Annotated in this window: 15 protein-coding genes; 4 read left to right on the top strand and 11 right to left on the bottom strand. The window is 63.0% G+C overall.

Annotated elements, in window-relative coordinates; translation table 11 throughout:
• Window positions 1-128: 128 nt before the first annotated feature.
• From JS533_RS07710 to JS533_RS07735, 6 genes are all read right to left on the bottom strand, one after another.
• Window positions 129-1,598 carry an ATP-dependent nuclease gene (locus JS533_RS07710; protein ID WP_241513854.1) on the bottom strand — a complete coding sequence of 490 codons (1,470 nt, stop codon included), beginning with the start codon at window positions 1,596-1,598 and terminating at the stop codon, window positions 129-131.
• 118 nt (window positions 1,599-1,716) lie between these two features.
• A complete protein-coding gene (locus JS533_RS07715; protein WP_241513855.1) occupies window positions 1,717-2,706 on the bottom strand; it encodes a class C sortase in 990 nt (329 codons plus the stop codon).
• A 197-nt stretch (window positions 2,707-2,903) separates the two neighbouring features.
• Window positions 2,904-4,001: a Cna B-type domain-containing protein gene (locus tag JS533_RS07720; RefSeq protein ID WP_241513856.1), complete on the bottom strand. Its 1,098-nt coding sequence runs from the start codon at window positions 3,999-4,001 to the stop codon at window positions 2,904-2,906.
• 241 nt (window positions 4,002-4,242) lie between these two features.
• Window positions 4,243-6,054 carry an isopeptide-forming domain-containing fimbrial protein gene (locus tag JS533_RS07725; protein ID WP_241513857.1) on the bottom strand — a complete coding sequence of 604 codons (1,812 nt, stop codon included), beginning with the start codon at window positions 6,052-6,054 and terminating at the stop codon, window positions 4,243-4,245.
• 349 nt (window positions 6,055-6,403) lie between these two features.
• On the bottom strand, window positions 6,404-9,214 hold the full coding sequence (locus JS533_RS13805) for a SpaA isopeptide-forming pilin-related protein (RefSeq protein WP_338024171.1): 2,811 nt from the start codon (window positions 9,212-9,214) through the stop codon (window positions 6,404-6,406).
• The gene (locus tag JS533_RS07735; protein WP_241513858.1) at window positions 9,193-10,602 is read right to left on the bottom strand and encodes a hypothetical protein; all 1,410 of its coding nucleotides are present in this window, start codon (window positions 10,600-10,602) and stop codon (window positions 9,193-9,195) included. The genes JS533_RS13805 and JS533_RS07735 overlap by 22 nt, the downstream gene beginning before the upstream one ends.
• An 810-nt stretch (window positions 10,603-11,412) precedes the next feature.
• Here JS533_RS07735 and dapD point away from each other — a divergent pair.
• Entirely contained in the window at window positions 11,413-12,432 is a 1,020-nt protein-coding gene (dapD, locus tag JS533_RS07740) for a 2,3,4,5-tetrahydropyridine-2,6-dicarboxylate N-succinyltransferase (protein WP_241513859.1), read from the top strand.
• Window positions 12,433-13,643: 1,211 nt separating this feature from the next.
• Here the strand turns inward: dapD and JS533_RS07745 are convergent.
• From JS533_RS07745 to JS533_RS07765, 5 genes are all read right to left on the bottom strand, one after another.
• On the bottom strand, window positions 13,644-15,275 hold the full coding sequence (locus JS533_RS07745) for a dipeptide ABC transporter ATP-binding protein (RefSeq protein WP_241513860.1): 1,632 nt from the start codon (window positions 15,273-15,275) through the stop codon (window positions 13,644-13,646).
• Window positions 15,272-16,180, bottom strand: a complete 909-nt coding sequence (locus JS533_RS07750) for an ABC transporter permease (RefSeq protein WP_241513861.1) — start codon at window positions 16,178-16,180, stop codon at window positions 15,272-15,274. The genes JS533_RS07745 and JS533_RS07750 overlap by 4 nt, the downstream gene beginning before the upstream one ends.
• The gene (locus JS533_RS07755) at window positions 16,173-17,111 is read right to left on the bottom strand and encodes an ABC transporter permease (protein ID WP_241513862.1); all 939 of its coding nucleotides are present in this window, start codon (window positions 17,109-17,111) and stop codon (window positions 16,173-16,175) included. The genes JS533_RS07750 and JS533_RS07755 overlap by 8 nt, the downstream gene beginning before the upstream one ends.
• Window positions 17,112-17,188: 77 nt before the next feature.
• On the bottom strand, window positions 17,189-18,712 hold the full coding sequence (locus JS533_RS07760; RefSeq protein ID WP_241513863.1) for a S10 family peptidase: 1,524 nt from the start codon (window positions 18,710-18,712) through the stop codon (window positions 17,189-17,191).
• A 141-nt stretch (window positions 18,713-18,853) separates the two neighbouring features.
• Window positions 18,854-20,497, bottom strand: coding sequence for a peptide ABC transporter substrate-binding protein (locus JS533_RS07765; RefSeq protein WP_241513864.1), 1,644 nt, complete (start codon window positions 20,495-20,497; stop codon window positions 18,854-18,856).
• A 362-nt stretch (window positions 20,498-20,859) separates the two neighbouring features.
• Here JS533_RS07765 and JS533_RS07770 point away from each other — a divergent pair, with 362 nt between their 5' ends.
• From JS533_RS07770 to JS533_RS07780, 3 genes are all read left to right on the top strand, one after another.
• Window positions 20,860-21,486 carry a GNAT family N-acetyltransferase gene (locus JS533_RS07770; RefSeq protein ID WP_241513865.1) on the top strand — a complete coding sequence of 209 codons (627 nt, stop codon included), beginning with the start codon at window positions 20,860-20,862 and terminating at the stop codon, window positions 21,484-21,486.
• A 106-nt stretch (window positions 21,487-21,592) separates the two neighbouring features.
• Window positions 21,593-22,561 (top strand): glutathione S-transferase C-terminal domain-containing protein, encoded by a 969-nt coding sequence (locus JS533_RS07775; RefSeq protein ID WP_241513866.1) that lies wholly within the window; start codon window positions 21,593-21,595, stop codon window positions 22,559-22,561.
• 120 nt (window positions 22,562-22,681) lie between these two features.
• Window positions 22,682-24,049: an amidohydrolase family protein gene (locus tag JS533_RS07780; RefSeq protein WP_241513867.1), complete on the top strand. Its 1,368-nt coding sequence runs from the start codon at window positions 22,682-22,684 to the stop codon at window positions 24,047-24,049.
• Window positions 24,050-24,133 lie beyond the last annotated feature (84 nt).

A 24,133-nucleotide genomic window follows, 5' to 3' on the forward strand; every position in this document is an offset into this window, starting at 1 on the left:
GGGAACAGAAACGGTCCAAATGAGGTAATGAAAACAGTCCAAATGAGGAAACGGGGGGGTAATGCGACTTGGTTTTTGTTCCGCCTCCGTTATGAACGGAACAAAAACCAGGCCCCATCACTTAACGCTCATTGCTGAATCGCCTGACAGATCTTGTCGATGAACGCTCGGGCGTCCGTTTCGTCGTAGCAGTTCCTGCACCACTCCGCGACTATGATTCGCCATACATGGTCTTTGGATAGATGCAGATTATCCCCGACGTATTTGGTCCACAAATGATGGTCCGGGACCAAGGTCGCGTCGTTGAGGTATTTGAACAGAACACCCGAGCTGACGTTGAATCGTTCATCCAGCCTGCACCAGTTCTTCTTCTGAAGATCAAGGAACACCTGCCTCTCGGGTGCCATGGTGCCCGGAAGGGCCATGCTGTGCTTGGCTTTATTCCGCATGTCGCCATCCACGATACCGATGGAACGGTAAGGTAGTTTCCCGTCACCGGCGATTTTGCCCAGAGTATCGACTACATCCCAGCCGCCGACATACTTAACGGCGACCTTCTTCTCAAGATTCAGATACCGTTCCTCGTCAAGCCTGATAATGGACCAGAACATTTCCTGCGCCGCATCGTCCTCCACATACACGTACAATTCCGGATGACCGACCTCGTCGATCGTGGAAAGCGCGAAGTTCGTGGATACATCGTTGATGATCTCTTTGTGATCTGCAAGCCGCATCAGCATCACTCGCGCGCATTGGGGAAGCGTATCCAGCACGAACGGGCTGTGCGTGGACAGGATCACCTGAATCTTCCGCTTGAGCGCAAGATTCAACAAATAGTTCACGAACCTGCGCTGTGCCTGCGGATGCAACGAATTCTCCACCTCGTCAATGATCAGCAGCGAAAACGCCGGAATTTCCTGCAACAGCTTGAACATATCCAGCATCTCATCCTCGCCAGCGCCCTGATGAAACTGGGAGAACTCATGACCGTCGGTGTTCAGCAGACCCACTTCCCGATTCTCGTTGACGTCTGTCGCAATGAAACGCGCATTGGAATACCCACGGCCCAGCACATAGGAAAGCTCCTTGACGCTATTGTCCGACAGCACGATCTCCGCACCGGCTTCCTCACTCGACAGCTTCGCGATACGCGCATAGCCGGCGGTCGCATCCAACGGCAGGGTCCTAGATACGTCCAGGAAGAACACGTTTCGTTCGGGCTTGCCGGTCTTCGGCGTGAAACCCCAATCGTTTACTTTCCTCCATTTCAGTTTTTTGAACTCATCGCCCTCGCGTACTTGATACGTAATCGTCGCGTTCGCCAATGCATCCTCATCCCACTGCGTACTAACGAACATTTTCGAAGGGTAGAACGTCTTGCCCGCCAGGTTTGCATACGCGCACGCCGCGGCCTTAAGGAAGGTGCTCTTACCGACACCATTTTCGCCCACAACCGCCATGACCGGGAAATTGAAATCTAGCCGTTGTCCTTCCCACCCATGGATACCGCTGATTTCAATTGAATTGATGAACTGCTTCCACGCCCCATTGGGAGAGCCCTGCTTGAACTTCTTCTCAATCTCTTCGATGTCACTCATCATTCCTCCTTTGGAATAACAGGACATCCACGGCCGTACGTGACCAATGGATGCCATCGCTTTCTTGCTTTGTTGTTCAACGAACGGCACGCATCGTTACGCTACGTCACCTCCCCTCTCACCCGACATCCTCGAACAACGACAGCCAGTCGTCATCAGAGGAATTCGCGCCGTTCGCACGATCGACGGTATTGTTACCGGTTCCGCCCATCCCATTGGGTTTGACGTTGTTGTCGGTGGAGTGTCCGCCGTGTGGCCGCCTGCGTCGTACGATCAGCCAGCGGACGCTGATCACGCCGACCACGAGCACCGTCGCCGCGACCGCGATGATCGCCGTGGTATACGTACGCACCGGCGTGTCATAGTCGGTCGTATCCGGGGTCGTCGGGTTCGGGATGCGATGGCCACGCACCAGCAGACGGTGCGTGTTCACGCCGTATGGGGTGCAGGTGACCACGGTCGCATAGTCCTTGCCGTCCTCGATGTTGAGCTTGTCCAATTCGTTGGGCAGGACCACGCTGATCTGATCCACCTGATACGTGTACGTCTCGTCAAGCACGTGGAATGCGAACGTGTCGCCTTTGACGAGCGTATCCAGGCCGGTGAGCAGCTTCGCGCTGGGAAGACCCGTATGACCGGAGACGACCGCGTGCGTGGACGCGCCGCCGACCGGCAGGCTGCTGCCCTCCAAATGGCCGATCGCGATCTGGAGCACACCCTCGTCGGTACCGTGATAGACGGGGAACCGCACCTTCAATTTGGGGATGGTGACGTAGCCCATGATCCCGGTACCGGACACGTCCAATACCGACTCATACTCCTTCTTCTGCTCGTCGGTAAGCCTCCAACGATCCGACAGGGACAGCAGCTTCTCGTTGTACTCCCGGGCGGCCTTGAGCATCGCCGTCTTTTTCGCCTGGCTCAGGTCCTCGGTCTGCTCGATATAGGTCGCCACCGCCCGTGACTGGTGCATGCGATTCCACCAATCCGCCACCGACGGATACGCCAACAAGCCGACACCGACGACCAATACGACCGCGAAGAACGCAGAGACGACCGCGGAAACCACGTCGAGGGGACGCCTGTGCCGCTTCGCTGCCGCCGTCATACGATCATCCTTTCCACACGCGTCCCCCGCCGGGGGCCCGGATATGAGAGAAGACCTTCCGGGCTGCAGGAATAGGAGTAACGAACAGCCCGGAAAGGTCGGATTATTTATTCGAGAGATGGGGTGGACGGGCAACACGGGGATCCGCGAGGTGAAGAGAGGTGAGGAATACGAACCCCCACGCCCCGTCCAGGCCATCAAGCTTTGGAATTATCTGTCATGCGCCGGCGGCGGATACGCAGCACGGCCAGACCCGCGCCTGACAGGCCGACCGCGCACGCGGCGGCAGTGGACACGTTCGAACCGGTCTCGGCAGGAGGAGTCTTCTTACCCGGCGTATTCGGCGGGGTCTTCTCATCCTCATGCGGAGGAGTCCTGTCATCCGGCGGATTATGGTCATCCGGAGGATTCGGCGGATTGTACGTGTTCGTGACGATCGTCTCGTCAGACTCGCGGTCAATTAACACCGTATAGTTATCCGCCACGGTCTTCTCGACCACGCGATACTCGTGGCCGGAGGGAAGATCCTTCCACTCATACGACCAACCGTTGGACGCGTTCAGCTCGGCCTCGGCGTACACCTTGCCGTCCTGAAGCAGTTGGACGACCACTTTGGAAGGACGTGTGGAGTCACTGTCGTTCGCCCACTTCTTGACGACCTTACGTTTCACCGTCTCGGGAGGAGTATCCGGCGGAGGCGTCTTTTTCGGACTGCACTCCGTCTTCGGAGTCAACGTCACATCCAACGACACATCCGCAGAGGTACCGGAGGGAACGGCGACCAGGACCGCCGAGCTCTTACACGACAGCGAATCACCCTCGTACGGGTCGATGACCACCAGATACAATCCCCGCGGCAAGTTCTTGAACACCGCAGCGCCGGTAGAGTCTGTGGTTTGATCAGCCTGCGACTTCAAGCCGTCGCGGGAAATGTATCCGGCAAGAGTTTCGGCCAACTGACGATAGGTCTCCGAATCCATGTTGTACACGTCCCAGTCCACGGCATAATCCTTGAACTGGGAAGTCGGCGTGAACCCATCATTGGAACTGTTCCAGTCGGCCACATGATACAAGTGCGTAGTCGCACCCGCGATGGCGATATCACCATCCTTGTAAGTGACCGTGATACTCCCCTGCTCTTCCGCCGCATACGCGGTCGACGAGAACACGGGGGCCACGATCAGCATGGACACGGCAAGCGTTATTGAGCAGACCGAAGCAAGGGCGAACGCCAGCCAGCGCACCCACAACGCCCTCACACTCACACCGGAAACCCGGCCATGGTTTGCGTTCATGAATCCAAATCCCTTACTTCAATCCACCATGACAAAAAGTTGCAAGACAAGCCAAGCAAACGGCTTATCAGAGTCGAAGAGCGAAAGCCGATCGACATGCGAAACCAGGGACCGAGGGATAGCCAGACACCAAGCGTTACGGCTTTCGACTACCCCTCAGTCAGCTCCGCCGACAGCTCCCCTGACAAGAGGAGTCTAGAGAGGCGGTGAGCCCCACCGAGGCGAGGCTCACCTAGAGGGGTCAGCGGTTGGAGAAGCGACGACGCAGACCGAACCACAGGCCAGCGGCGACCACGAACGCGCCACCCAGAGCGTAGAGGATCACAGTGCCCATGCCACCAGTGGACGGGAGGTTGGAGCCGGGGTAGTTCTTGACGGTGATCTGCGCGACGCCGGTCTGCGTACCTGCGTTCACCATGCCGGTGAAGTCCGTGATTTCAGCAGTCGTATCGGCGGTGCCATCAGACTTGACCTTATAGAACTTGAGGGAGGTCAGCTGCGGGTCATCCTTAGTGGCATCGTGTTCGGAGACGATCCAGAACTCGAGACCAGCCCACGTGTTGTAGCCGTCAGGGGTCTTGGACTCCTCGAGCTTGTACTTGCCGTCATCCAGACCGGAGAACTCGAACGTGTACTTGGTGTCGGTCGCTTCAGTCTTGTAGTCCTTGACTTCCTGCCACTCGTTGCCGTTCCACTTGGACAGCTTGAACGCGGCGTTGCCGAGATCGTTGTCCAGGTTGTCCTTCTTGTTCACGGTGATCTTGAACGTGAACACGGTGACCTTGTCCCACGGGGTGTGGCCGGTATTGCCATCACCGCCGTTGGTCGGGTTGTTGGAGTAGGTCAGACGCACCTGGTTCGGGTTGCCCTCGGCACCGACCTTCGCGTTCTTGTTCAGGGTCGCGGTGTACTCGACGATGATCACGGTCTCATGATCGATGTTCAAAGCGGAGCTGTCCGAGGCGACGGCCTTCTTGAGGTCGGCGAAGTCGACGTGCAGCACGGTGCCGCCCTCATAGGCGCCCTTCAGCAGATCGGTATCGGTGGTGGAGGTGGTCAGCTTGTAGCCGGTCGCATCGTTCGTATCGGCATTATCAGCAAGCTTCTTGATTTCCACGCACTTGTTCTTGGCGTTGCTGGTGCAGGTCAGTTGGTCGTCGTAGTTGGCCTTGCTGACGGCGTACACCTTGACACTATCAGCATTGAGGGTCAGGCCCTTGGACAGGACATCGGTGAACTGGTACTTGTAGGAGTCATAGTCGCCGTAGTTGTTCGGCAGCGTGCCCTTCAGACGGTAGGAGACCGTATCAGTCACGTCATGGTCGGCGGAATCCTGCCACTGGTTGTTATCCGTCTTAGTGGAATCGGAGTCGTTGACGTCCTTGACCTTCTTCTCGACGGTCGGGACCTCGCCCTTCGGCTCGACCTCGACGTCCTTGACCACCTCGAGGATGTAGTCCGTGCCGAACGCGTTCTCCGCATCGGACGGAACCTGAGTGTTCTTCACCAGGTAATAGCCAGGGGAAGGAACCCTGATCTTGTACGTCGCGCTCTCGCCGGTTCCCTCCATCGTGGATGTGGTGGCCGTGCCGGAGGTGTGCTCGCCGACGATCTCGGCGAACTTGGCCACCGCGGCGGCCTTCGAGGCCTTCACCGTATCAGCGTCGTCCGTATTGGCGGAATAGTTGTCGCCAAGCACCTTCGCCACATCCGCCGCGGACTGCACATCGGCCTCGGCGAACACATTATCGGTTCCGGAGCCGAACGTGGCATCGCCCTTCAGAGCCGTGATGATCGCGCTCTGGCCGGTCGCATCGATGTTGGAACCCCAGGTGATGTTCGACAGGACGCCCTTGTCGTCCAGATCACCGGCGAACACCTGATACGCGCTGTACACGTAACCGGACACATTGTTCTTCACGGTAATCGTGTACGCCGTGGTGGTGGTCGTTTCCCCATCCTCCGCCATGGCAACGGTAGGGATCGTAAGACCTGTGAACAGCATCGCCACGGCGGCGACGAGGCCTAGGAGGGCCTTTCCTAACTTCTTCATGATTACTCCTTTGAGTGATCTTCCTTGATTTGGGTTGTTAAGTTATGAAAACTTGGGGTAAGGGGCAACCCTTTTGGGGTTGGATCGTTGAGTTATGGGGGTGTGGGGTGTACGCTCCCCCAGTCAGCCTTCGGCTGACAGCCCCCTCAGCCGAGGGGGCCGAGGCTCCGCCAGCGCTGAGTGCCGCCGGCGGCGGCACGGGGAACACAGTCTCGCCGTAGGCGAGTCCATGCTCCTATTGAGGCAACGCGGGGAATACCGTCTCGCCGCGGGCGAGTCCGTTCTTCCCGTAGGCACATATGGCGAGGCCTCGAACGTTACGGGTAGGAGCCTCCCTTCGAGTGGATTCTCATGAGCGACACCTCCTTGCCATCAGGGACAGACCGAGCGTCGCCACAAGGACGGCGATCACGCCCGAGCACAGGAAGACCTTGGTACCTTCGCCGCCGGTGTCGGGAAGTTCGGCGCCGGGCCGGTTCGTGATGCGATTACCGGTTACAGGTGTGCCGGCGCTGCCCTCGGCAGGGGTCATCTTGATTTCCACCGTCTTGTCGCTTGTGGAGGTCTGGTCGATGGTGAATGTGTAGGTGGCCGTCGACAGGTCGTAGCCTTCCGGTGCGACGGTTTCGGTCATCTCATAGGTGCCGAACGTGAGGCCGGTGATCTTGATGATGCCGTCAGCTTCATTCTTCACCGTGATGGTGGTGCCGGTCGTTTCCGTATTACTCACATCGGTCAGACGAGTGATCGTGGCGCCAGCGGTATCAGTCTTGGGACAGATCAGGTTGCCGCCACTGTCCGACTTGCCGTCGCCGTTACCATCGACCACGCAGTACGTCGTCTGATCAGCCGTGGCGATATCTTTGTTAGCCCCGTCCTTCACACGCACCAACTGCCACTGCGCACCCTTCAGATAACCATTGGCAGCATTCGGATCTTCCGAACTGACCTTGTACCACTTCATTTCGGTCGACTTATCGGAGATCGCGTTGCCGTGGGTCAAGTCCGGCTTGAGGGTGTTGTCCAGCGTGCCGGATGTATTACCGTCCTCGTAGCCGCCCTTCCATGCCACGGTGCCACCGGTCGTGATCTCGAACACATATACGGTTTTGTTGATCGTGTATCCGTCCGGCGCGGCGGTTTCCTTGAGCAGGTACGTGCCCGTGGCCAGACCGTTGACCTTGAACTGGCCGGCCTTCGTGTCGATGTCGCACTTCGTGCCAGGATGACCAGCAGTCCCGTCCGTAGCAATGCAGGACGCCGTCTTCGACTGCGATTCGTCGGCCGCAAGACTCACACCAATCTCGTCGGACTGCACGTCCAGCGCCGTCACGGCGGAATCGCTGGCGTCATCGGACTCAGCATTCGTCTCGGTCACGCCGTCGGCGAGAGACAGCTCGGACGCATCGGACTCCGTCGAATCAGACGTAACCGAATCAGATTCAACCGAATCGGACTGAACCAGCGCAGCAGCCGATGTGGCGGAAGCCGTAGTGGCCGGGCAACCGGACGGGGCGCCGTTCGACTGGCCGCCATTGGCGACCGTGATCGACGCACTCTCGTTGAACGCGAAGTTGTCCTTGCCGTTCAACTTGTAGTAGGCCTTCGTATCCCCGTTGTAGAACAGGAACCCGCCCTTGGTCACCTGCGGGATTGTCGCGATCAGATAGTCGGCGTTGCACCCGGCGTCCTGCATCAACGCGCCGCTCGTGCCGTTATGCCAGCTGCCGTTCGCGTCCTGATACTGCAGGTACACGTTCGACTGCCAGCCGTTCTCCTTCTTGAAGTACACGGTCGTGCTCGGCGTCGTGACCGTGAACGAGATCTTCCGGTTACCAGCCTGCGCGCTGATCGTGGCCGTACCGAAGCCGACCATGTGCACGGTCGCACTGGCGCCGTTGTTGGACGTGCTTAACGAGGCGACGTTTTCATCACTGGTCGTCCACGCGACCGGCACGCTCGGGGTCGAGGTCGCTGTGAACGTCAGGTCGGCGTTCACTCCACTAGCCGTAATCATGCTGCCGTTCGCAACCGACTTACCGTCGGAATCCTTGACCTCGAAACTCGTCACGTTCGCGGCCTTCACCGTGATAGTGACCGGGTCACTGCATATATCAGGATTGGAAACAGAGCATGCCTTTACGTACACGGCCGTATCCGCGATCGCCGTGCCGATGATGTCCGCGCGCAGTTCGCTCGTCTTGCTCAGGACGGCGTCGGTTTCGTTATCGATCGGAGTACCGTTCTGATCGGTGAACGTCCAAGTGACGTTCTGCACGGCGTCCATCGGCTGGACCGAGGCCTTGAGCGTCGTCTTGTAGCTATTGGACGAGTCGAGCGTGGCGGACGATGGAGTGACGGTCACGCCGGTGGCGGCGTTCACGTTATCCGCGACGTCCCAAACCTGCGTTCCAGTGGTGTCGCCCTGCTTGCTGATCTGCCAGGCGGAACCGGCGAGCGGCGTAGCCGAGCTGTCGCCTTCCGCGATCTTCTTCCATGCGACCTCGTGACCGGACGGGTGGTTGATGATCTTGCCGTTCGTCATATCAGCCGTGCCGTACGTATACGTGCCGTCCGCGCTCTTCGTGACCGACTTGGTCACATTTTCGATCGTGTTCGCGTCACCGGTCTTCACGTAGTAGATGTTCGTGTTCAACTGGTATTCGTCGTCGTTGCCGGTGGCGACTTCCTTGATGTAGTACGTGGCGTTCGGCTTCAGACCCTCGACCTTGAACCCGCCCATGGTCGTGGTGTCCTTATCGGCGAAGTCGTCGTCCTTCAGCGCGGTGTACAGGGCGTTCGTTCCGGCCACGGCGTCGGCGTACGTGCCGTAGATCGCCCACGTGGTGCCGGCCAAGCCGTTGCCGGCCTCGTCCGCCTTCTGCCATGCGATCGCCGCGCACTCGGTCGTGGTCTGACCGCTCCACGGGAAGTTATGACGCTCCTGATCCATATCGATCACGGACGCGGAGTCGCCGTCGTTGGCACCTTGCTGGGTGAACTTCGCCGCGAAGTGCGGGTTGTGCATGGAGAAGTCGCCCTCCGTGTACACGCGGCCGTTCGTGGTCACATGCGATTCGAAGTTGCCGGTCGTGTTGTCCGCGTCGCCGGCGCCGTCGCCGGAGTCGGCGTTGCCGATCACGATGATGCTGCCGAGCATCGCGGCGGCCGGGTCGTCCTCCGTGTACTTGTCGGTGCCCTCGTTGGCGATGCCGCCGTAGATGGTGAGGTTGTTCGTGTCATGGAAGTTCCACAGGATCTTCTGCGCGGCCTTCGCGTACAGCGCCTGCTTCTTCTGGCCGTCTTCGCTGGTCCGGTTATAGTTCGAGTCCCGTCGGAGATTTCCTGGCCGTTCCACCAGAACTGCCAGCCGTTGTGGAAGGAGATGTTCTCGCTGCTGCCGGTCACGTTGATCACGATGGACGCGGTGTCGGCGATGTTCGTGAACGCGAACGCCACGCCACGGTAACGGGTGGTGCCGATGTAATCGGTCAACATGCTCGCATCGAGGTTGAACACTTCCATCGTCGGATTGTTCGTGCCGGTGAACGTGATCAGCTTCTCGCGGTTCGTGTAGGAATCGGTGGTCTCCAGGCCACGGCCGGTGCCGTTCTTCGTGTCATCGTTGTAGTTGAACACGTACTCAATGGAGCTGGCGTCGCCCTTGCCGGTGTCGTAATAGTTGTACTTATGGCGGGTCAACGTGCTCAGCGTGGAGACGCCCTGCGACACCGTGCCGGTCGCGGTCTGGAACGCCAGCGGGGCGGAGATGTCATCGACGACGTAGTCCTGGTAGTACTCGGACTCGGAAAGATTCCTGATATCGTCGCTGGTGTCGGTGTCATTGTCACTGCTCTTGACGGTGACGTTCTCCATCGGATCGGTCACGTTCCAGTTGACCGAAGCATCCGTGTTCGCCGGGTTCTTGTCAAGGGACAGCGTTCCCTTCGGCGCACCCCAACGGTCGGAACTGGCGCCGGCGATCGACGCGATATGACCGTTTTCACGCAGGAAACCGGAATGGGTCCACGCCTGAACATTCGACCAATCCGGCAGGCTCGTGTCGTTGGTGTTGCCGCCCACCACCAGGGTCGTGCTGTTCTTCGCGGGAGTGAACTGCGTGCCGAAACCGGCGATGCCGAAACGGAAACCGGCACCGCTCCACGAATTCTTGAGCGGGTTCATCATCAACTTGCCGTTGACGACCGTCAGGCCCTCGGCCTCCACGGCGTACGAGCCGTCGGGTCCGGTACCATTCGTCCATGCGGCGGTGTCGGTCGGCTTCCTGCCCACGTACATGTTGCCGCCAACCCAGGTGGCGACGCCGGAATCGCGATCCGATGCGGGGTTGGCATCAGTACCCATCGATTGCTCGGTGGGCGTGCATAAAGCACCGTCATCACTACCGTTATCGGCATAGGCGGCGATAGGAGCGGTGATGATACCGGTGAGGGCGGTGCCGAGCATCATGGAGATGGCGAGGGCGGACGCGGCAAGACGCCGAGTATAGATCCCTCCCCGGTTCCAAGTTATGCTCCGCATGCTCATCGTCTCTCCTTTGGGTGGTGGCGCCGCCCTTGGCTTGTCGGTTCGTGGCTCTTGGCGGGAACTCGCGACCGCTGCGACGCGCGTTTCCGCCAGGTAGGTGTTCCATTCGATGGTGCGACGGGCCTGTCGGACGGCATATACAGCCATTCAGGACACTGGGCATACGTTTGCAAAATAGTCGCTTCCGCACATACAAGCGGAAACGATCTTCACCTCCGTAGGCTTCAGTCGCCTATCGCATCTCTTTGCCTTTCACGATACTGCGAACGCTTTCAGTACGCAACTCCATCAACCCGTAATAGGGGGTATTGCAAGAAAAGGCATCGTTATCATGCCAATAAATACGCTAGTTTTCACCGATCAGACACACGGCGTGTCGTGATTACGCTTGCATAATCAGTCCACTTTCAGTCGTCCATCAGATGAGATGCGCGCCAGTCACACTCCGTTGAACTGGTATGCAAATCCCGGCGACAGTCGTCGAAAACCGAATGAAAACGCTATCAAAATCATCATCACAATCCACAAACCAGACCTGCAGTCCCACCGCAACAAGACAAACCGGTCGACCCGGACCGTCGAACAACCCGTCAATCCAACTCGTTAATCCAACGCGCCAGTTCAATGCGCCAACCCAGCCCACCGGCACAACCCATCAGCACATCCCGCCAATCCATCCCGCCGATCCGCACCGCAAGTCCGCACCGCCAGTCCACCCCGCAAGTCCACCCCACGAATCGCGCGAGACGGACGGGCGACGCCGCATCCTATGCTGGGAATCGTCAACGCTTACCGTTAAGGAGAACCAACATGGCAAACGAACGCACCGCATGGGGTTGGGGTCTGGCGTCGGTGGACGCCGCCGGCACCACGCTGGACGTCTGGTATCCGCAGCTCGCACTCGGCGACGCCCCGGCCGAAGCCGACCGTCCGAACCACAACTTCGGCGCACTCGTGCACGACGAGGCCGATGCGCGCGGCATCCGCCGCATCCCCATCTTCACCGTCTCCGACCTCGACGCGCCCATCGCCGACGCGGCCGACGCCTACCTGCGCCTGCACCTGCTGAGCATGCGCCTCGCCAAGCCGAACACGCTCAACCTCGACGGCATCTTCGCCCAACTCGCCAACGTCGTGTGGACCAACTACGGACCGTTCGCCGTCGACGACTTCGCACTGCGCAAGATCGACGTCGAATCGGCCGCCATCACCGCCGCCGAAGCGTTCGCCGCGCAGGTCGGACTGCCGCACGCCTCCCCCGCCACGCTCGTCAACGTGCTGTCCGTCGACAAGTTCCCGCGCATGATCGACTACGTGACCCCCACCGGCGTGCGCATCGGCGACGCCGACCGCGTCCGCCTCGGCGCGCACCTGGCCGAAGGCACCACCGTCATGCACGCCGGCTTCGTCAACTTCAACGCCGGCACGCTCGGCGTCTCCATGGTCGAAGGCCGCGTCTCGCAGGGCGTGGTCGTCGGCAACGGCTCCGACATCGGCGGCGGCGCGTCCATCATGGGCACCCTGTCCGGCGGCGGCAAGCTGCGCAACTCCATCGGCGAGCATTCGCTGCTCGGCGCGAACGCGGGCATCGGCATCTCGCTCGGCGACAACTGCGTCGTCGAAGCGGGCCTGTACGTGACCGCCGGCACCAAGGTCACCGTTTACGACAAGGCCAAGGTCGCGGCGGGCGAGCCGCTCGACGTGGTCAAGGGCGCGGACCTCTCGGGCAAGGACAACATCCTGTTCATCCGCAACTCGGTGAACGGCCGCATCGAGGCGCGCTACCGCAAGACCGGCATCGAGCTCAACGAGAAGCTGCACAAGAACTGACGCGCTGGGGACTGTAGCCGGCCTCTCCCCTCCTCGTGCCTCATCCTCACGGCATCTCGCCATGAGCCAACGCTGACTGGCTCTTTTGCGTTGGCTCATGGCGAGAACCATGTTGCCACCCGCCGTTTTCCAACGCAGATAGGCGGATTCACGTTGGAAAACGGAGAGAACCACAGGCTACTCGCCAACCACCAACGCCAAGCGGTCTCCCCGCGTTGGCTCATGGCGAGATCATGCTTTCACCGCCAAACACCCACGCTTAGCGGGCCCCTTGCGTTGGTGTATGGAGAGAATCATGGCGCTACTCACCAGTTTCCAACGCCCACAGGCACTCCAGCGTTGGCTCATGGCGAGAACCATAGCATTACGCGCCATTTTCCAACGCGGGGAAGCCGCTTGGCGTTGGAAAATGGCGCGTAACTTCAGAAAAACCGCAACGGGCACCCGCCGGGAAAAGCTTATGCGGCGTTATGGCCGCGCGGGGACATCGGCGTCCTCACACTCGGAAACGGCGCGGTCGGATAAAGGGTACAAAGGATGCAAAGGATGTAAAGAATCAGCCGCGCCGGCGTCAGGCCACAGGCGGGCAGCAATCATACAAGGATCGCACGCCGCGGGCCGACGCCGGCATCCGATATCGGCTACCACCGGGTTGACGGGCGTTAGCGCCTGTCGGCGATGGGGTTGATCGGATGATTGTTCTGGGATGCGGGAACCGGGGCCCAGATGATGTTGTTGGTGGCGTATGCAACCGGACGAATGATGTCGTACATGGCGTTTCTCCTTTTGGGATCGTTGTTCGGTGCGGCGGGGCCGGCACGCCGACCCGTCGAACGAAGGATCCAAAAGGTCGGACGCATGGCCAAACCGCATGGTCGGAACGCGCTTTTGGCGTGTTCCACCATCCACTATACGATCATCCGCTTGCATTTGCATCGTGTGTCTGTAAGCAGAGGAATCGCGCAAGCGCGATGCTGTTTGTTGGCGGCCTACGGCCGCGGAGCTCCCCCAGTCCGGCTACGCCGGACAGGTCCTGCCATTATGGACGGGCTTCGCCCGCGTTCTGCTGGCTCGCCTGTCGGCTCGCACATCGCCTACAAACGCCTCCGGCGTTTGCTTCACGGCGATGTCCCCTCAGTGAGGGGGCCGAGGCTCCGCCAGCTTCAGATGCCACTGAACAACACAGCATCGCGCGCAAGCGCGATTTCGGATCAGAACGCCGCGCGCCCCGGAACCGCCGCGAGCAGCTCCTTGGTGTAGTCGTCCTGCGGGTTGAGGAACACGTCCGACACCGCGCCGCTCTCCACGATCCGCCCGTGGTTGATCACCGACACCGAATCCGCGATCTCGGCCACCACGGCCAGATCGTGCGTGATGAACAGCATCGACAGGCCGAGCCGTTCGCGCAGGTCGCGCAACGTCTCGAGGATCTGCGCGCGCACGATCACATCCAACGCGGACACGGCCTCGTCGAGCACTAGGATCTCCGGTTCGAGCGCGAGCGCACGCGCGATCGCGACGCGCTGGCGCTGGCCGCCGGACAGTTCGTCCGGGTAGCGGCCCAGCAGATCCTCGTCCAATCCGACCAGTTCCAACAAGTGCAGGATCCGCTCGTAACGCTCGTCGGCGCTCCACTGGCGGTGGTGCACGGCGAACGGTTCGAGCAGCGTACGCTGCACGGTGAACTGCGGATCAAGCGAGGCGTACGGATCCTGGAACACGATCTGGATGTGGTGCGCCTGCTCGTCGAGCTCCTGGCCACGGATGTCCCAACGGTTGCGGCCCTGGATGATCACGTCGCCGCGGGTCGGCTTCTCGAGTCCCATCACGATCTTCGCGATGGTGGACTTGCCGGAGCCGGATTCGCCGACGAGCGCCCGGCATTCGCCGCTGCGCACGGTCAGGTTCACGTCGTCGGACGCCTGCAGGATGCTCGCACCGTGCCGGTTGAAGAACCAGCCGGACCGCTTGAGCGGGTACTCCTTGTACAGGTGGCGGATTTCGAGCACCTTCTCCGCGTCCTTGAAGTCGTTGAACGCACGCGAACGGATGGCGGAGAGCTTCGGCACGGCCTCGAGCAGATGCTTCGTGTACGCCTGCTTGGGCGCGCGGATCACCTCGTCGATCGAGCCGGTTTCGACCTGGTCGCCGCGGTAGAGCACGCTCACGCGCGTGCAGCGGTCGGCGACGAGCCCCAGATCGTGCGTGATGAGGATCAGCGACGAGCCGAGACGGTCCGTGAGGTCCTCGAGCAGGTCGAGGATCTGCTTCTGCACGACCACGTCGAGCGCGCTGGTCGGCTCGTCCGCGATGATGAGCTTCGGCCGGGCGAGCAGGGCGAGCGCGATGAGCACGCGCTGGCGCATGCCGCCGGACAGCTGGTGCGGATACTGCTTGAGCACGCGTTCCGCATCGTTGAGACCGACCTCGCGCAGACGGTCGGCGGCGAGCTTGCGCCACGCGTCGCGGCCGTCCTCGTGCGGGACGAGCCGGTGCGTCGCGATCGTTTCGCGGAAATGGTAGCCGATCGTCCACACCTCGTTGAGCGAGAGCATCGGATCCTGCGGCACGTAGCCGATCTGCGCGCCGCGCACCTTGTACCATTCTCGCGTCGGCAGGCCGATGAGTTCGGTGCCGTCGAGCTTGATCGAACCGGTCACACTCGCCTTGCCGGGCAGCAGGCCCATGATCGCGTTGGCGACGGTCGACTTGCCGGAACCGGATTCGCCGACGATCGCGACGCGTTCGTTCGCCCCGACGCTCAGCGAGAACGATTCGACGGCCGGCTTGTCCGTGCGGCCATGCGGGTACGCGATGCGCAGGTTCGTGATGTCGAGGGTCATCGGCTGTCCTTTCGAGAACCGAAGGCGTTGCGGATCGCTTCGCCGAGGGAGATGAACGCGAGAACGGTGAGGGTGAGCGCGAGCGCCGGCCACAGCATGATGCCCGGGTTCACGCGCAGCACCTTCTGCCCGTCGGCGATGGCCTTGCCCCAGCTGGGGATGTTCGGCGGCAGGCCGATGGACAGGTAGCTCAGCGACGCTTCGGCCGCGATGAGCCCACCGATGCCGATCGTGGCGACCACGATGATCGGCGCGATGATGTTCGGCAGGATGTGCGTGAGCAGGATGCGCCCGTTGTGCACGTGCAGCAGGCGCGCCGCGGCGATGTACTCCTTGGTGCGCACCTCGAGCGTGGCGGAGCGTGCGATGCGCGCGGTGTTGGTCCAGCCGAAGAAGATCAGGATCGCGGAGAGCGTCCACACGTTGCGGTGTTCGGTGACCTGCATGGCGACGATCGCACCGAGGATCAGCGGGATCGCGAAGAACACGTCGGAGATGCGCGACAGCAGCGCGTCGACCCAGCCGCCGAAATACGCGGCGACGATGCCGATGATCACGCCGACCGCGGTCGCGCCGAGCGACGAGACGACGCCGACGGTGAGCGACGCACGCGCGCCGTACGCGATGTTGGCCATGATGTCGCAGCCCTGCAGATCGGCGCCGAGCAGGTATTCGCCGCCGGCCGGCGCGCGCGAGTCGCCCAGATCACAGCGGTCGGGCGTGTGCGACGTAAACAGCGACGGGAAGATCGCGAGCACGAGCAGGAACGCGATGATCACGACGGAGATCCAGAACAGCGGCGAGACGCGCAGGCGCAGCCACGCCTGGCCGAAGGAGGAGTACGACTTGCGCGGCTTGGCCGCCGGCTTGCGACCGGAAGACTGCTTGACGTTCGGCTCACTCATGGCTGCCGTACCTCACTTTCGGATTCAGGACCGCGTACAGCAGGTCCACGAGCAGGTTGACCGTGACGAAGATGATGACCAGCACGCTGACGAGCGATACGGTCGGCGCGGTTTCGCCGCGGATGATGTGCTGGTAGACCTGCTGGCCGAAGCCGGGGATGTTGAACACGGATTCGGTGATGATCGCGCCGCCGAGCAGGCCGCCGAACTCGGTGCCGATCACGGTGACGATCGGGATGAGTACGTTGCGCAGCACGTGCGCGAGGCCGATGCGCCACTCGTGGATGCCGCGGGCGCGGGCCGCCTTGACATGGTCGGAGTTGAGCGCGTCCACCACGCCGGAGCGGGTGAAGCGGATCAGGAACGCGATCGAGCCGACCGCGAGCACGAGCGCGGGCACGACCAGCTCGCCCCACGTGGCGAATTCGGAGACGGTGGGCTTCATCCAGCGCAGCTTCACGCCGAAGAAGTACTGCACGGCGAACGCGAGCACGAACGACGGGATGCCGAGCAGGATCATCGTGATCGTCATCACGACCGAATCAAATCCGCTGCCCTTGCGTCGTCCGGCGAGCAGGCCGACGAGCACGCCGACGATCGTTTCGATCACGATCGCGATGATCGCAAGACGGGCGGTGACGGGGAACGCCGTCGCGATCACCTCGGTGACGGGCCGTCCGGCGAACGTGGTGCCGAGGTCGCCGTGGAACACGCGGCCCAGGTACAGCGCGTACTGCACGAGGAACGGCTTGTCGAGATTGTATTTCGCGGCGATCGCGGCGCGGGTGGCGGCGTCGAGCGTCTGGTTTTCGCCGGCGAGCGCCGCGACCGGGTCGCCCGGCATGGCGTAGGCCAGCGCGTACAGGAGCAGCGTGGCCACGAAGATGACCACCACCGCCTGTTCGAGTCTGGAGAGAATGTAGCGTGCCAATGCTGCTCCTGTATTCGGTTGCTGACTGATTGCTGGGATTGCTGCGATTGCTGCGTCGCGTGCGTCGCGCCCCGCGCTTATTCCTCGGTGACGAACCGGCGGATGTCGGCCGATTCGCGGATGCGGCTCGCGTCGTCGACGTAGATCATGTGTCCGGAGTCGAATTCGCTGATGCGCACGTTGCCGCGCAGTTCCGGCGGGATCTCGAGCAGCGCGACGTCGCTGACCATGCCCCAGAACGGCGTGCACAGATCGTAGTGGCCGACCTGGTAGAGCACGCGCAGCGTGCGGTTCGTGCGCAGCGCCTTCGATAGTTCGGGCAGCACGTGGAACGGGTTGCGGCGGTGGTTCTGCGGCACGTTCCACGGCTTGACGCGCGTCGTGTCGATCTCGTAGCTCAGGTCGTTCTCGTAGCCGACCTCCTGCCGCAGATACGAGTTGATGCCGGCCGCGAACGCGCCGCGCAGCACCTGGTCGGCCGGGTCTCCGGCCGGGGTCTCCCCCAGTCCGTTGCGGTCCCAGCCGGTGAACCGGCCGTCGTTGCGGCCGACCACGCGACCCTGCGAGCGCAGCAGTTCGGCGCGGAACTGCGACGGCGTGACCTTGAGGTCGGCGCGCTCGACATACGCCTCGTCCAGTCCGGTCAGGCGGGAGTAGGTGGCGATGATCTCGCGGCGCTTGTCGTCCGGCAGCCGGTGGCCCTGATTGAGCGCCCACAGGTAGTCGGTGTCGGCGAACCGTTCGGCTTCGGCGAGCACGTCGTCGAGCGTGCGGTCGGCGTTGAAGCCGTGATAGTGCGCCACGGCCGCGTAGGTCGGCAGGAACGCGTGATGGCCGAGGATCGTGCCCGGCGCGAAGTCCATGCGTCCCAGCGTGATCGGCGAGGAGATGAGGATCAGGCCGGACAGGTAGATGCCGTAGCGGATGGCGAGACGGTCGGTGACGGCGCTGCCGCGCAGCACGCCGTACGATTCGCCGGCGATGTACAGCGGCGAGTTCCAGCGACGGTTGCGCGTGATCCACAGGCGGATGATGTTCGTCATCGCCTCCACGTCGACGTCCGAATCGTGGTACTGGTCGGCGGCCTCGCCGGTGGCGACGCGCGAATAGCCGGTCGAGATCGCGTCGACGACGACCAGGTCGGCGAACGCGAGCGGCGAGTCGGGATTGTCACGCAGCGCGTACGGCGGGCGCTTCGGCGTGACGCCGTCCTCCTTCACCACGTCGACGATGCGCGGGCCGAACAGGCCGAGATGCAGCCATGCGGACGAGCTGCCGGGGCCGCCGTTGAACAGGAAGATGACCGGGCGCGGATCGTCGCCGTTTGCGGTGCGGTTGTTGTCGGCCGCGTCGGCGACGTACTGGGTGAGGAAGACGCGCGCCTTGACCGTGGCGTCCTCGGCGAGCGGGCCGCCGATGTTCTCCTCGGTCAGGTCGAAATAGCCGGCGGTGACGGTGTAGTCGAGGCTGGCTCCGTCACGGGTGACGAGGGTCTTCCTCGCGCTGGCCGGGGTGAGGCGCGCGGTGAGGTTCGGGTCGGCGATCGGGTCGGCGGCCGGCTGCGTGCGGCGGTCGTATGCTTCGTAGTCTGCGTCTGGCATGGGTGGCTCCTTGATGGCGGCATGATGGCGGCGGGCGGGCGCGTGAGCGGACGGACCCGGTGGCAGGTCCGTCCGCAGCGGTTTCTTCGGTTGCGGTGGCGGTTTCGGTGGCCATGATGGCCGTAGGCTTGCGGGCCCGCGCTACTGCTTTTCGACGAGGTACAGCGTGCTGCCGAACACGTTGGTGTGCACGTTGGAGACCTTGGTGGAGTAGACGTTCGGGATCTTCGTGTACCACAGCGGGATGGCGGGCAGGTCCTGGAACAGGATCTCCTGGGCTTCGTTGAACTTCTCGTTCGCGGCGTCCGTGTCCTTCTGCTGCCAGCCTTCCTTCAGCTTGGCCTCGAAGGCGTCGGACTGCCATTCGGAGCCGGAGTTCGCGGAGCCGGACGTGGAGTACACGTTGCGCAGCATGTCGTCGAGGCCCGGGTTGAACGGGATCTCGGAGGCGCGCCACGGGCCGGTGAACTGGTGGTCCGCACGCTTCTGCAGGAAGTCGGAGAACGTGGTGGTGGGCTTCGGAACGGCGTTGATGCCGAGGTTCTTCTTGATCTGGTTGGCCACCGCCTCGACCCACTGCTTGTGCGCGCCGTCGGCGTTGTAGTAGATCGGCAGCTCCTTGGTGTAGCCGCCTGCCTCCTTGAGCAGCGCCTTGGCCTTGGTCACGTTGAACTCAAGCACATCGGAGCCCTTGATGGAGTCGCTCCAGCCGTTGAGGCCCTTGACGGTGAAGTCCTTGGCGGGCACGGCATAGCCGTTGAACACCTTGTCGACGATCTCCTCGCGGTCGATGGCCAGCGAGATCGCCTGACGCACCTTCAGGCCGTTGCTGCTCTTCCAGAAGTCGTCCCACAGCGGGAACGTGATCGTGGTGTTCGGGCCGGTGATGGCCGGCTCGACCAGACGGTCGCCGAAATCGTCCTTCGCGGTCAGCAGGTCGGCGCCGCCGGGCGACGTGATGTCGAGGTTGTCGGCGAGCACGTCCTGGTAGGCGGCCGAGCTGTCGGTGTAGAAGCGCACGTACAGGCCGGTGTTGTGCGGAGTGCGGTTGCCCTTGTAGTACTTGTTGAGGTCGAAGTACGCTCCGGTGGCCTCATCCACGGCCTGACGCAGCTTGTACGGGCCGTTGCCGACCGGGTTCTTGCGCCACGCGTCCGGATCCTTGAAGAACGAATCGGGCAGCGGGTAGAACGTCACGGAGGTCAGCAGGTTCACGAAGCTCGAATACGGGCTGGTCAGCTCGACGGTGAACGTGTGGTCGTCCACCTTCTTGAGGCCCTCGAACTCGGTGGCGGTGGCCTTCGAACCGTCGGACGGGTGCAGCTTGTCGTAGCCCTTGATCACGGCGAGGTCGCCGGAGGCGATCTGCGCGTTGGCGATGTCGGCGCCCCACGTCCATGCCTTGATGAAGTTGTCGGCCTTCACCGCGGTGCCGTCGGAGAACTTGCGGTCCTGGTTGAGCGTGATCGTCCACGTCTGCTGGTCGTCGGAGGTGATCGACTTGGCGACCTCGTTGCGGACCGTGCGCGTGTCGGGATCGACGTCGACCAGACCGTCGAACAGCTGCCAGACCAGCGTCTTCTTGCCGGACTCCTGCGAGTTGGTCGGGATCAGGTCGCCGCCGGGCGCGGTGCCGGAGACGCTGACCGGGTTGTACGCGGCGGTGGACGCCGAGCCGCTGCCTTCGTCGGCGGTGGCCGCGCCGCAGCCGGCGAGCACGCCGGCCAGCAGCGCGCCGGTGGCGAGCGCCGCCAGCGCCTTCTTGATCGTGTTCTTGGTGGTCATAGGAATCTTTCCCCTCTTGTCGTGTGCCCCGAGCGAGGCCGTTTTCACTCTGCACGGCGGTCTCGTTTCGGGGGCATCGCCCCTTGCGATGGGTCACACGCTATCGGAAGTTCGCGGGCCAAAGTACGGCGTGGCTATACGCACTGTTTATGACACGACCATAAATCCCTTGTTTTCCAACGGTTTTGCGGCATATGACGACTACATAACCGTTCCTTATACATCGCCACAACCAATGCCGATAGGCCCGGCGACGTGTTGCCCTCCCGGTTCTGCGAACATGATCCGCACAGGTTTTCATCGGCGTTCGTGCCGCTTCCGGCGCGGCGCATCTTCCGGCGCACCCGATTCAGGAGGAACGCATGGCAACACGCATCGGCAACGATCCCACGCCGGCCGCATCATCGGCCGCCGCGTCACCCGCAGCGTCATCCGCGGCATCCGGACCGTCCGAAAGGCCGACACCCATCCCCCGGCCGCTGCTGCAATGGGATCTGCCCGACGGCTTCACGCTGCGGCTGGCCGAACCGGACGAATACGAGGCGGTGGGCGACGCGCTGTTCGCCGCGTTCCACGACGGCTGCTGGGTCACCGACTTCTACGGCAAAGGACTGCGCCGCATCGCGCAACGCGCCGAAACCGCACACGTGTGGGGCATCTTCGACAGGGCCGGAGCCGTGCAGGCCGCCGTGCTCACTCCCAAACCAGAGGACCACCACGAGGCCAACTACACGTTCAACATCCTCGGCGTGGCGCCATGGGGCCGCGGCCACGGCTTCGGCCGCACGCTGGTGCGCCACAGCCTCGAACTGGCCCGCGCATACGGCTACCGGACGGTCGAGCTGCATTCCAGCCCGCAGATGACCGCCGCGCACCGCCTCTACTACGCGTGCGGCTTCCACCGCCGGCCCGACTGGGAGACGATCATCGTCGACCACGGGCAGCGGCTGCTCACCTTCACGCACACCGACCACGACGTCGCCGGCTGATCAGACCAGTCGAGCCCGTCCCAACCGATCCCGAACCGACCGTCGCGGACCGCACATCGGCCGCGCGCACGGCCACCAATCACCCTTCACCAAAGGAAACCCATCCATGACCAACGCAACCTCCACCGACGTGTCCGTCTCGTTCGAACCGGCGTCCTCCGCACGCAAGCTGCCGCCCGGCGGCATCGGCCGACTCGGCTTCTTCGAGCCGGCCGCGCCCGCGCTGCCGCTCAACCCCGACGACGCGCTCGCCGACATCGCCGCGGAATCCGGCGGCGGCGCGCAGCCGTATCCGCTCGTCCTGTCCGCCAGCCCGCTCGACCCGCGCGCGTGGCCGGCGATCATCGCCGCGCGCGTGGCCGGCGGCAACGCCGATGCGAACGTCGCCGCCGGACGGTCATCGGCATCGTCCATCAACGTCGAAACCGCCGACGTCAACGGCGACGAACTGCCCGACGTGACGCTGTACGCGGCGCGCGCGGACGGATCGACCGCGGCGGTCAGCGACGACTGGACGCGACTGAGCCGGCTCATCGAACGCTTCTCGCCGCGCGCCGGCACGCTGTATCCGTCCGCGCTGGCACGCGACATCGACCGGCTGGACGCGATCATCGACCAGGATCTCATCGGCACGCTGTTCGCCGTGATCGCGTCATCCGAGCATCCGCACGACGAACGGCTCGACCGGCGCGACTTCCTGCACGGCGCGCAGCGGCACGCCGTATTGCGCCGCGTCTTCTACGCGCGGCTCGGCTGGCTTGACGACATCCTCTCGCGCAGCCCGTATCTGCTCGGCTCCCAGCCGACCGACGCGGACGCGCACCTGTTCGGAGTGCTGTTCACGTTCGACATCGGCTATCGCAACGCGTTCCCCGTGCCAGACGCGGCCGTGGTCGACTATCCGCACCTGTGGGAGTATGCGAGGCGGTTGTACGGCACGCCGGGACTGGTCACGGACGACGACCGGCGCGCGATCGGCCTGCTGCCGGGCGCGGACGGCGCGTTCGCACAGCCGTGGGGCGAGCCGGCGTTCACCGAAACCGTGGACGACATCCGAGCCGCGTGGAACGCGTGATCGCACGGCGGGCGATCACGCGTGGCGGTTTTCTCTCACTGAGGCTCGCTCGGTGAGAGAAAACCGCCACGCGGCATCGACACTCGGGGTATGAACACCAACACCATAGGGGGACTCATTATGGGGAACGACAACGTCATTGACCGCGGCGACGCGCACGGCGGCATTCTCGATGCGGCAACCGACCCTGCGCGCGTGATCGAAACGCACGAACGGTACGTGATCACGGTCGGGCGACTGCTGACGGGACGGCCGGGCGAAGTGCTTGCTGACCAGTCGGTTGCGGTGGACGGCAGCCGCATCGCGTGGGTCGGTCCGACCACCGCGCTGCCGGTGGAATACGCGGACTGGACGCGCGCGGATTACTCGGGATATACGCTGCTTCCGGGACTCGTGGAGACGCACGCGCATTTCGGCGCGCGGCCCGGATCCGCACCGGACGTGTCCGATCCGACGCGCCACGTGCAGGGATGGAACGCGCTGCACTCCCTGCACTGGGCGCGGCAGCTCGCCTCGTTGGGCGTCACCTCTGCGCAGTCGCTGGGCTCGAAGTATTTCACCGACGTGGTGCTGCGCGAGGCGATCAACGCCGGTCTGGCCGCGGGGCCGCGCATCGTGGCGGCCGGGGCGATGATCACCACCACTGGCGGGCACGACTGGAAGGACGGCGGCGAAGTCGACTCGTTGGACGACATCCGCCATGCGGTGCGCGACCATCACAAGGCCGGCGTGGACACGATCAAGACGGCGGCCACCGGCGGGTTCTTCACGCCCGGCACCGCGCAGTGGAAGGCGCAGTTCACCGTCGAGGAGCTGCGCACGCTCGTCGACGAGGCGCACCGGCTCGGGCATCCGGTCGCGGTGCACGCGCACGGCACGCAGGGCATCCGCCGGGCCGTCGAGGCGGGCGTCGACTACATCGCCCACGGCACGTTCATCAGCGACGACGGGACCACCCGGTTCGATCCGGCCCTGGCCGATCAAATCGCCGAAGCAGGGATCTACGTGGACGTGGCCGCTCCACCCTCCTACCCGCCGGTGGAGGGCGAGACGATCGCGCCGCGCGCGCTCGACCTGTACCGGCACGGCGTGAAGATCGTCACCGGGCACGACATCGGCGCGGTCATCCCGCCCAACGCATACCTGTACGGACTGCACCAGCTGGAGGCGTCCGGAATCCCGCGCGAGGAGATTCTCGTGGCGGCCACATCGCGCGCTGCCGCGGCGATCGGACTGGCCGGCGTGGCGGGCGTGATCGCGCCCGGATACGACGCCGACCTGCTCATCGTGGACGGCAATCCGCTCGACGAGCTCGCCGCGCTCGAACGGCGCCGGCTCATCGTCACGCGTGGGCGGGTGTTCCACCCCGTGCCGGTCGAGGAGTACCACGGACGGTCGGGGCCGGGCAAAGACGGCAAGGGTCATACCAACACCGTGCTCGAGGAGCGCTTCGCCCGCGTCTCGCGCGCGGCCTCGCAGAACTGGTAACGATTAGACGCGCAACAGTCAACTGCGGGTCAGTTTGCTCCCAGTTTGCTCCCCGCGCAGGGACAGTTTGACGATTGAGAGGCT

The sequence above is a fragment of the Bifidobacterium amazonense genome (assembly GCF_018555435.2).
GTDB classification, from domain to species: Bacteria; Actinomycetota; Actinomycetes; order Actinomycetales; family Bifidobacteriaceae; genus Bifidobacterium; species Bifidobacterium amazonense.

What these genes read in the sequence shown, in the direction of transcription:
- JS533_RS07710 (WP_241513854.1), bottom strand. Translation starts at nt 1,598, where the DNA reads ATGAGTGACATCGAAGAGATTGAGAAGAAGTTCAAGCAGGGCTCTCCC.
- JS533_RS07715 (WP_241513855.1), bottom strand. Translation starts at nt 2,706, where the DNA reads ATGACGGCGGCAGCGAAGCGGCACAGGCGTCCCCTCGACGTGGTTTCC.
- JS533_RS07720 (WP_241513856.1), bottom strand. Translation starts at nt 4,001, where the DNA reads ATGAACGCAAACCATGGCCGGGTTTCCGGTGTGAGTGTGAGGGCGTTG.
- JS533_RS07725 (WP_241513857.1), bottom strand. Translation starts at nt 6,054, where the DNA reads ATGAAGAAGTTAGGAAAGGCCCTCCTAGGCCTCGTCGCCGCCGTGGCG.
- JS533_RS13805 (WP_338024171.1), bottom strand. Translation starts at nt 9,214, where the DNA reads ATGCTCGGCAGCATCATCGTGATCGGCAACGCCGACTCCGGCGACGGC.
- JS533_RS07735 (WP_241513858.1), bottom strand. Translation starts at nt 10,602, where the DNA reads ATGAGCATGCGGAGCATAACTTGGAACCGGGGAGGGATCTATACTCGG.
- dapD (WP_241513859.1), top strand. Translation starts at nt 11,413, where the DNA reads ATGGCAAACGAACGCACCGCATGGGGTTGGGGTCTGGCGTCGGTGGAC.
- JS533_RS07745 (WP_241513860.1), bottom strand. Translation starts at nt 15,275, where the DNA reads ATGACCCTCGACATCACGAACCTGCGCATCGCGTACCCGCATGGCCGC.
- JS533_RS07750 (WP_241513861.1), bottom strand. Translation starts at nt 16,180, where the DNA reads ATGAGTGAGCCGAACGTCAAGCAGTCTTCCGGTCGCAAGCCGGCGGCC.
- JS533_RS07760 (WP_241513863.1), bottom strand. Translation starts at nt 18,712, where the DNA reads ATGCCAGACGCAGACTACGAAGCATACGACCGCCGCACGCAGCCGGCC.
- JS533_RS07765 (WP_241513864.1), bottom strand. Translation starts at nt 20,497, where the DNA reads ATGACCACCAAGAACACGATCAAGAAGGCGCTGGCGGCGCTCGCCACC.
- JS533_RS07770 (WP_241513865.1), top strand. Translation starts at nt 20,860, where the DNA reads ATGGCAACACGCATCGGCAACGATCCCACGCCGGCCGCATCATCGGCC.
- JS533_RS07775 (WP_241513866.1), top strand. Translation starts at nt 21,593, where the DNA reads ATGACCAACGCAACCTCCACCGACGTGTCCGTCTCGTTCGAACCGGCG.
- JS533_RS07780 (WP_241513867.1), top strand. Translation starts at nt 22,682, where the DNA reads ATGGGGAACGACAACGTCATTGACCGCGGCGACGCGCACGGCGGCATT.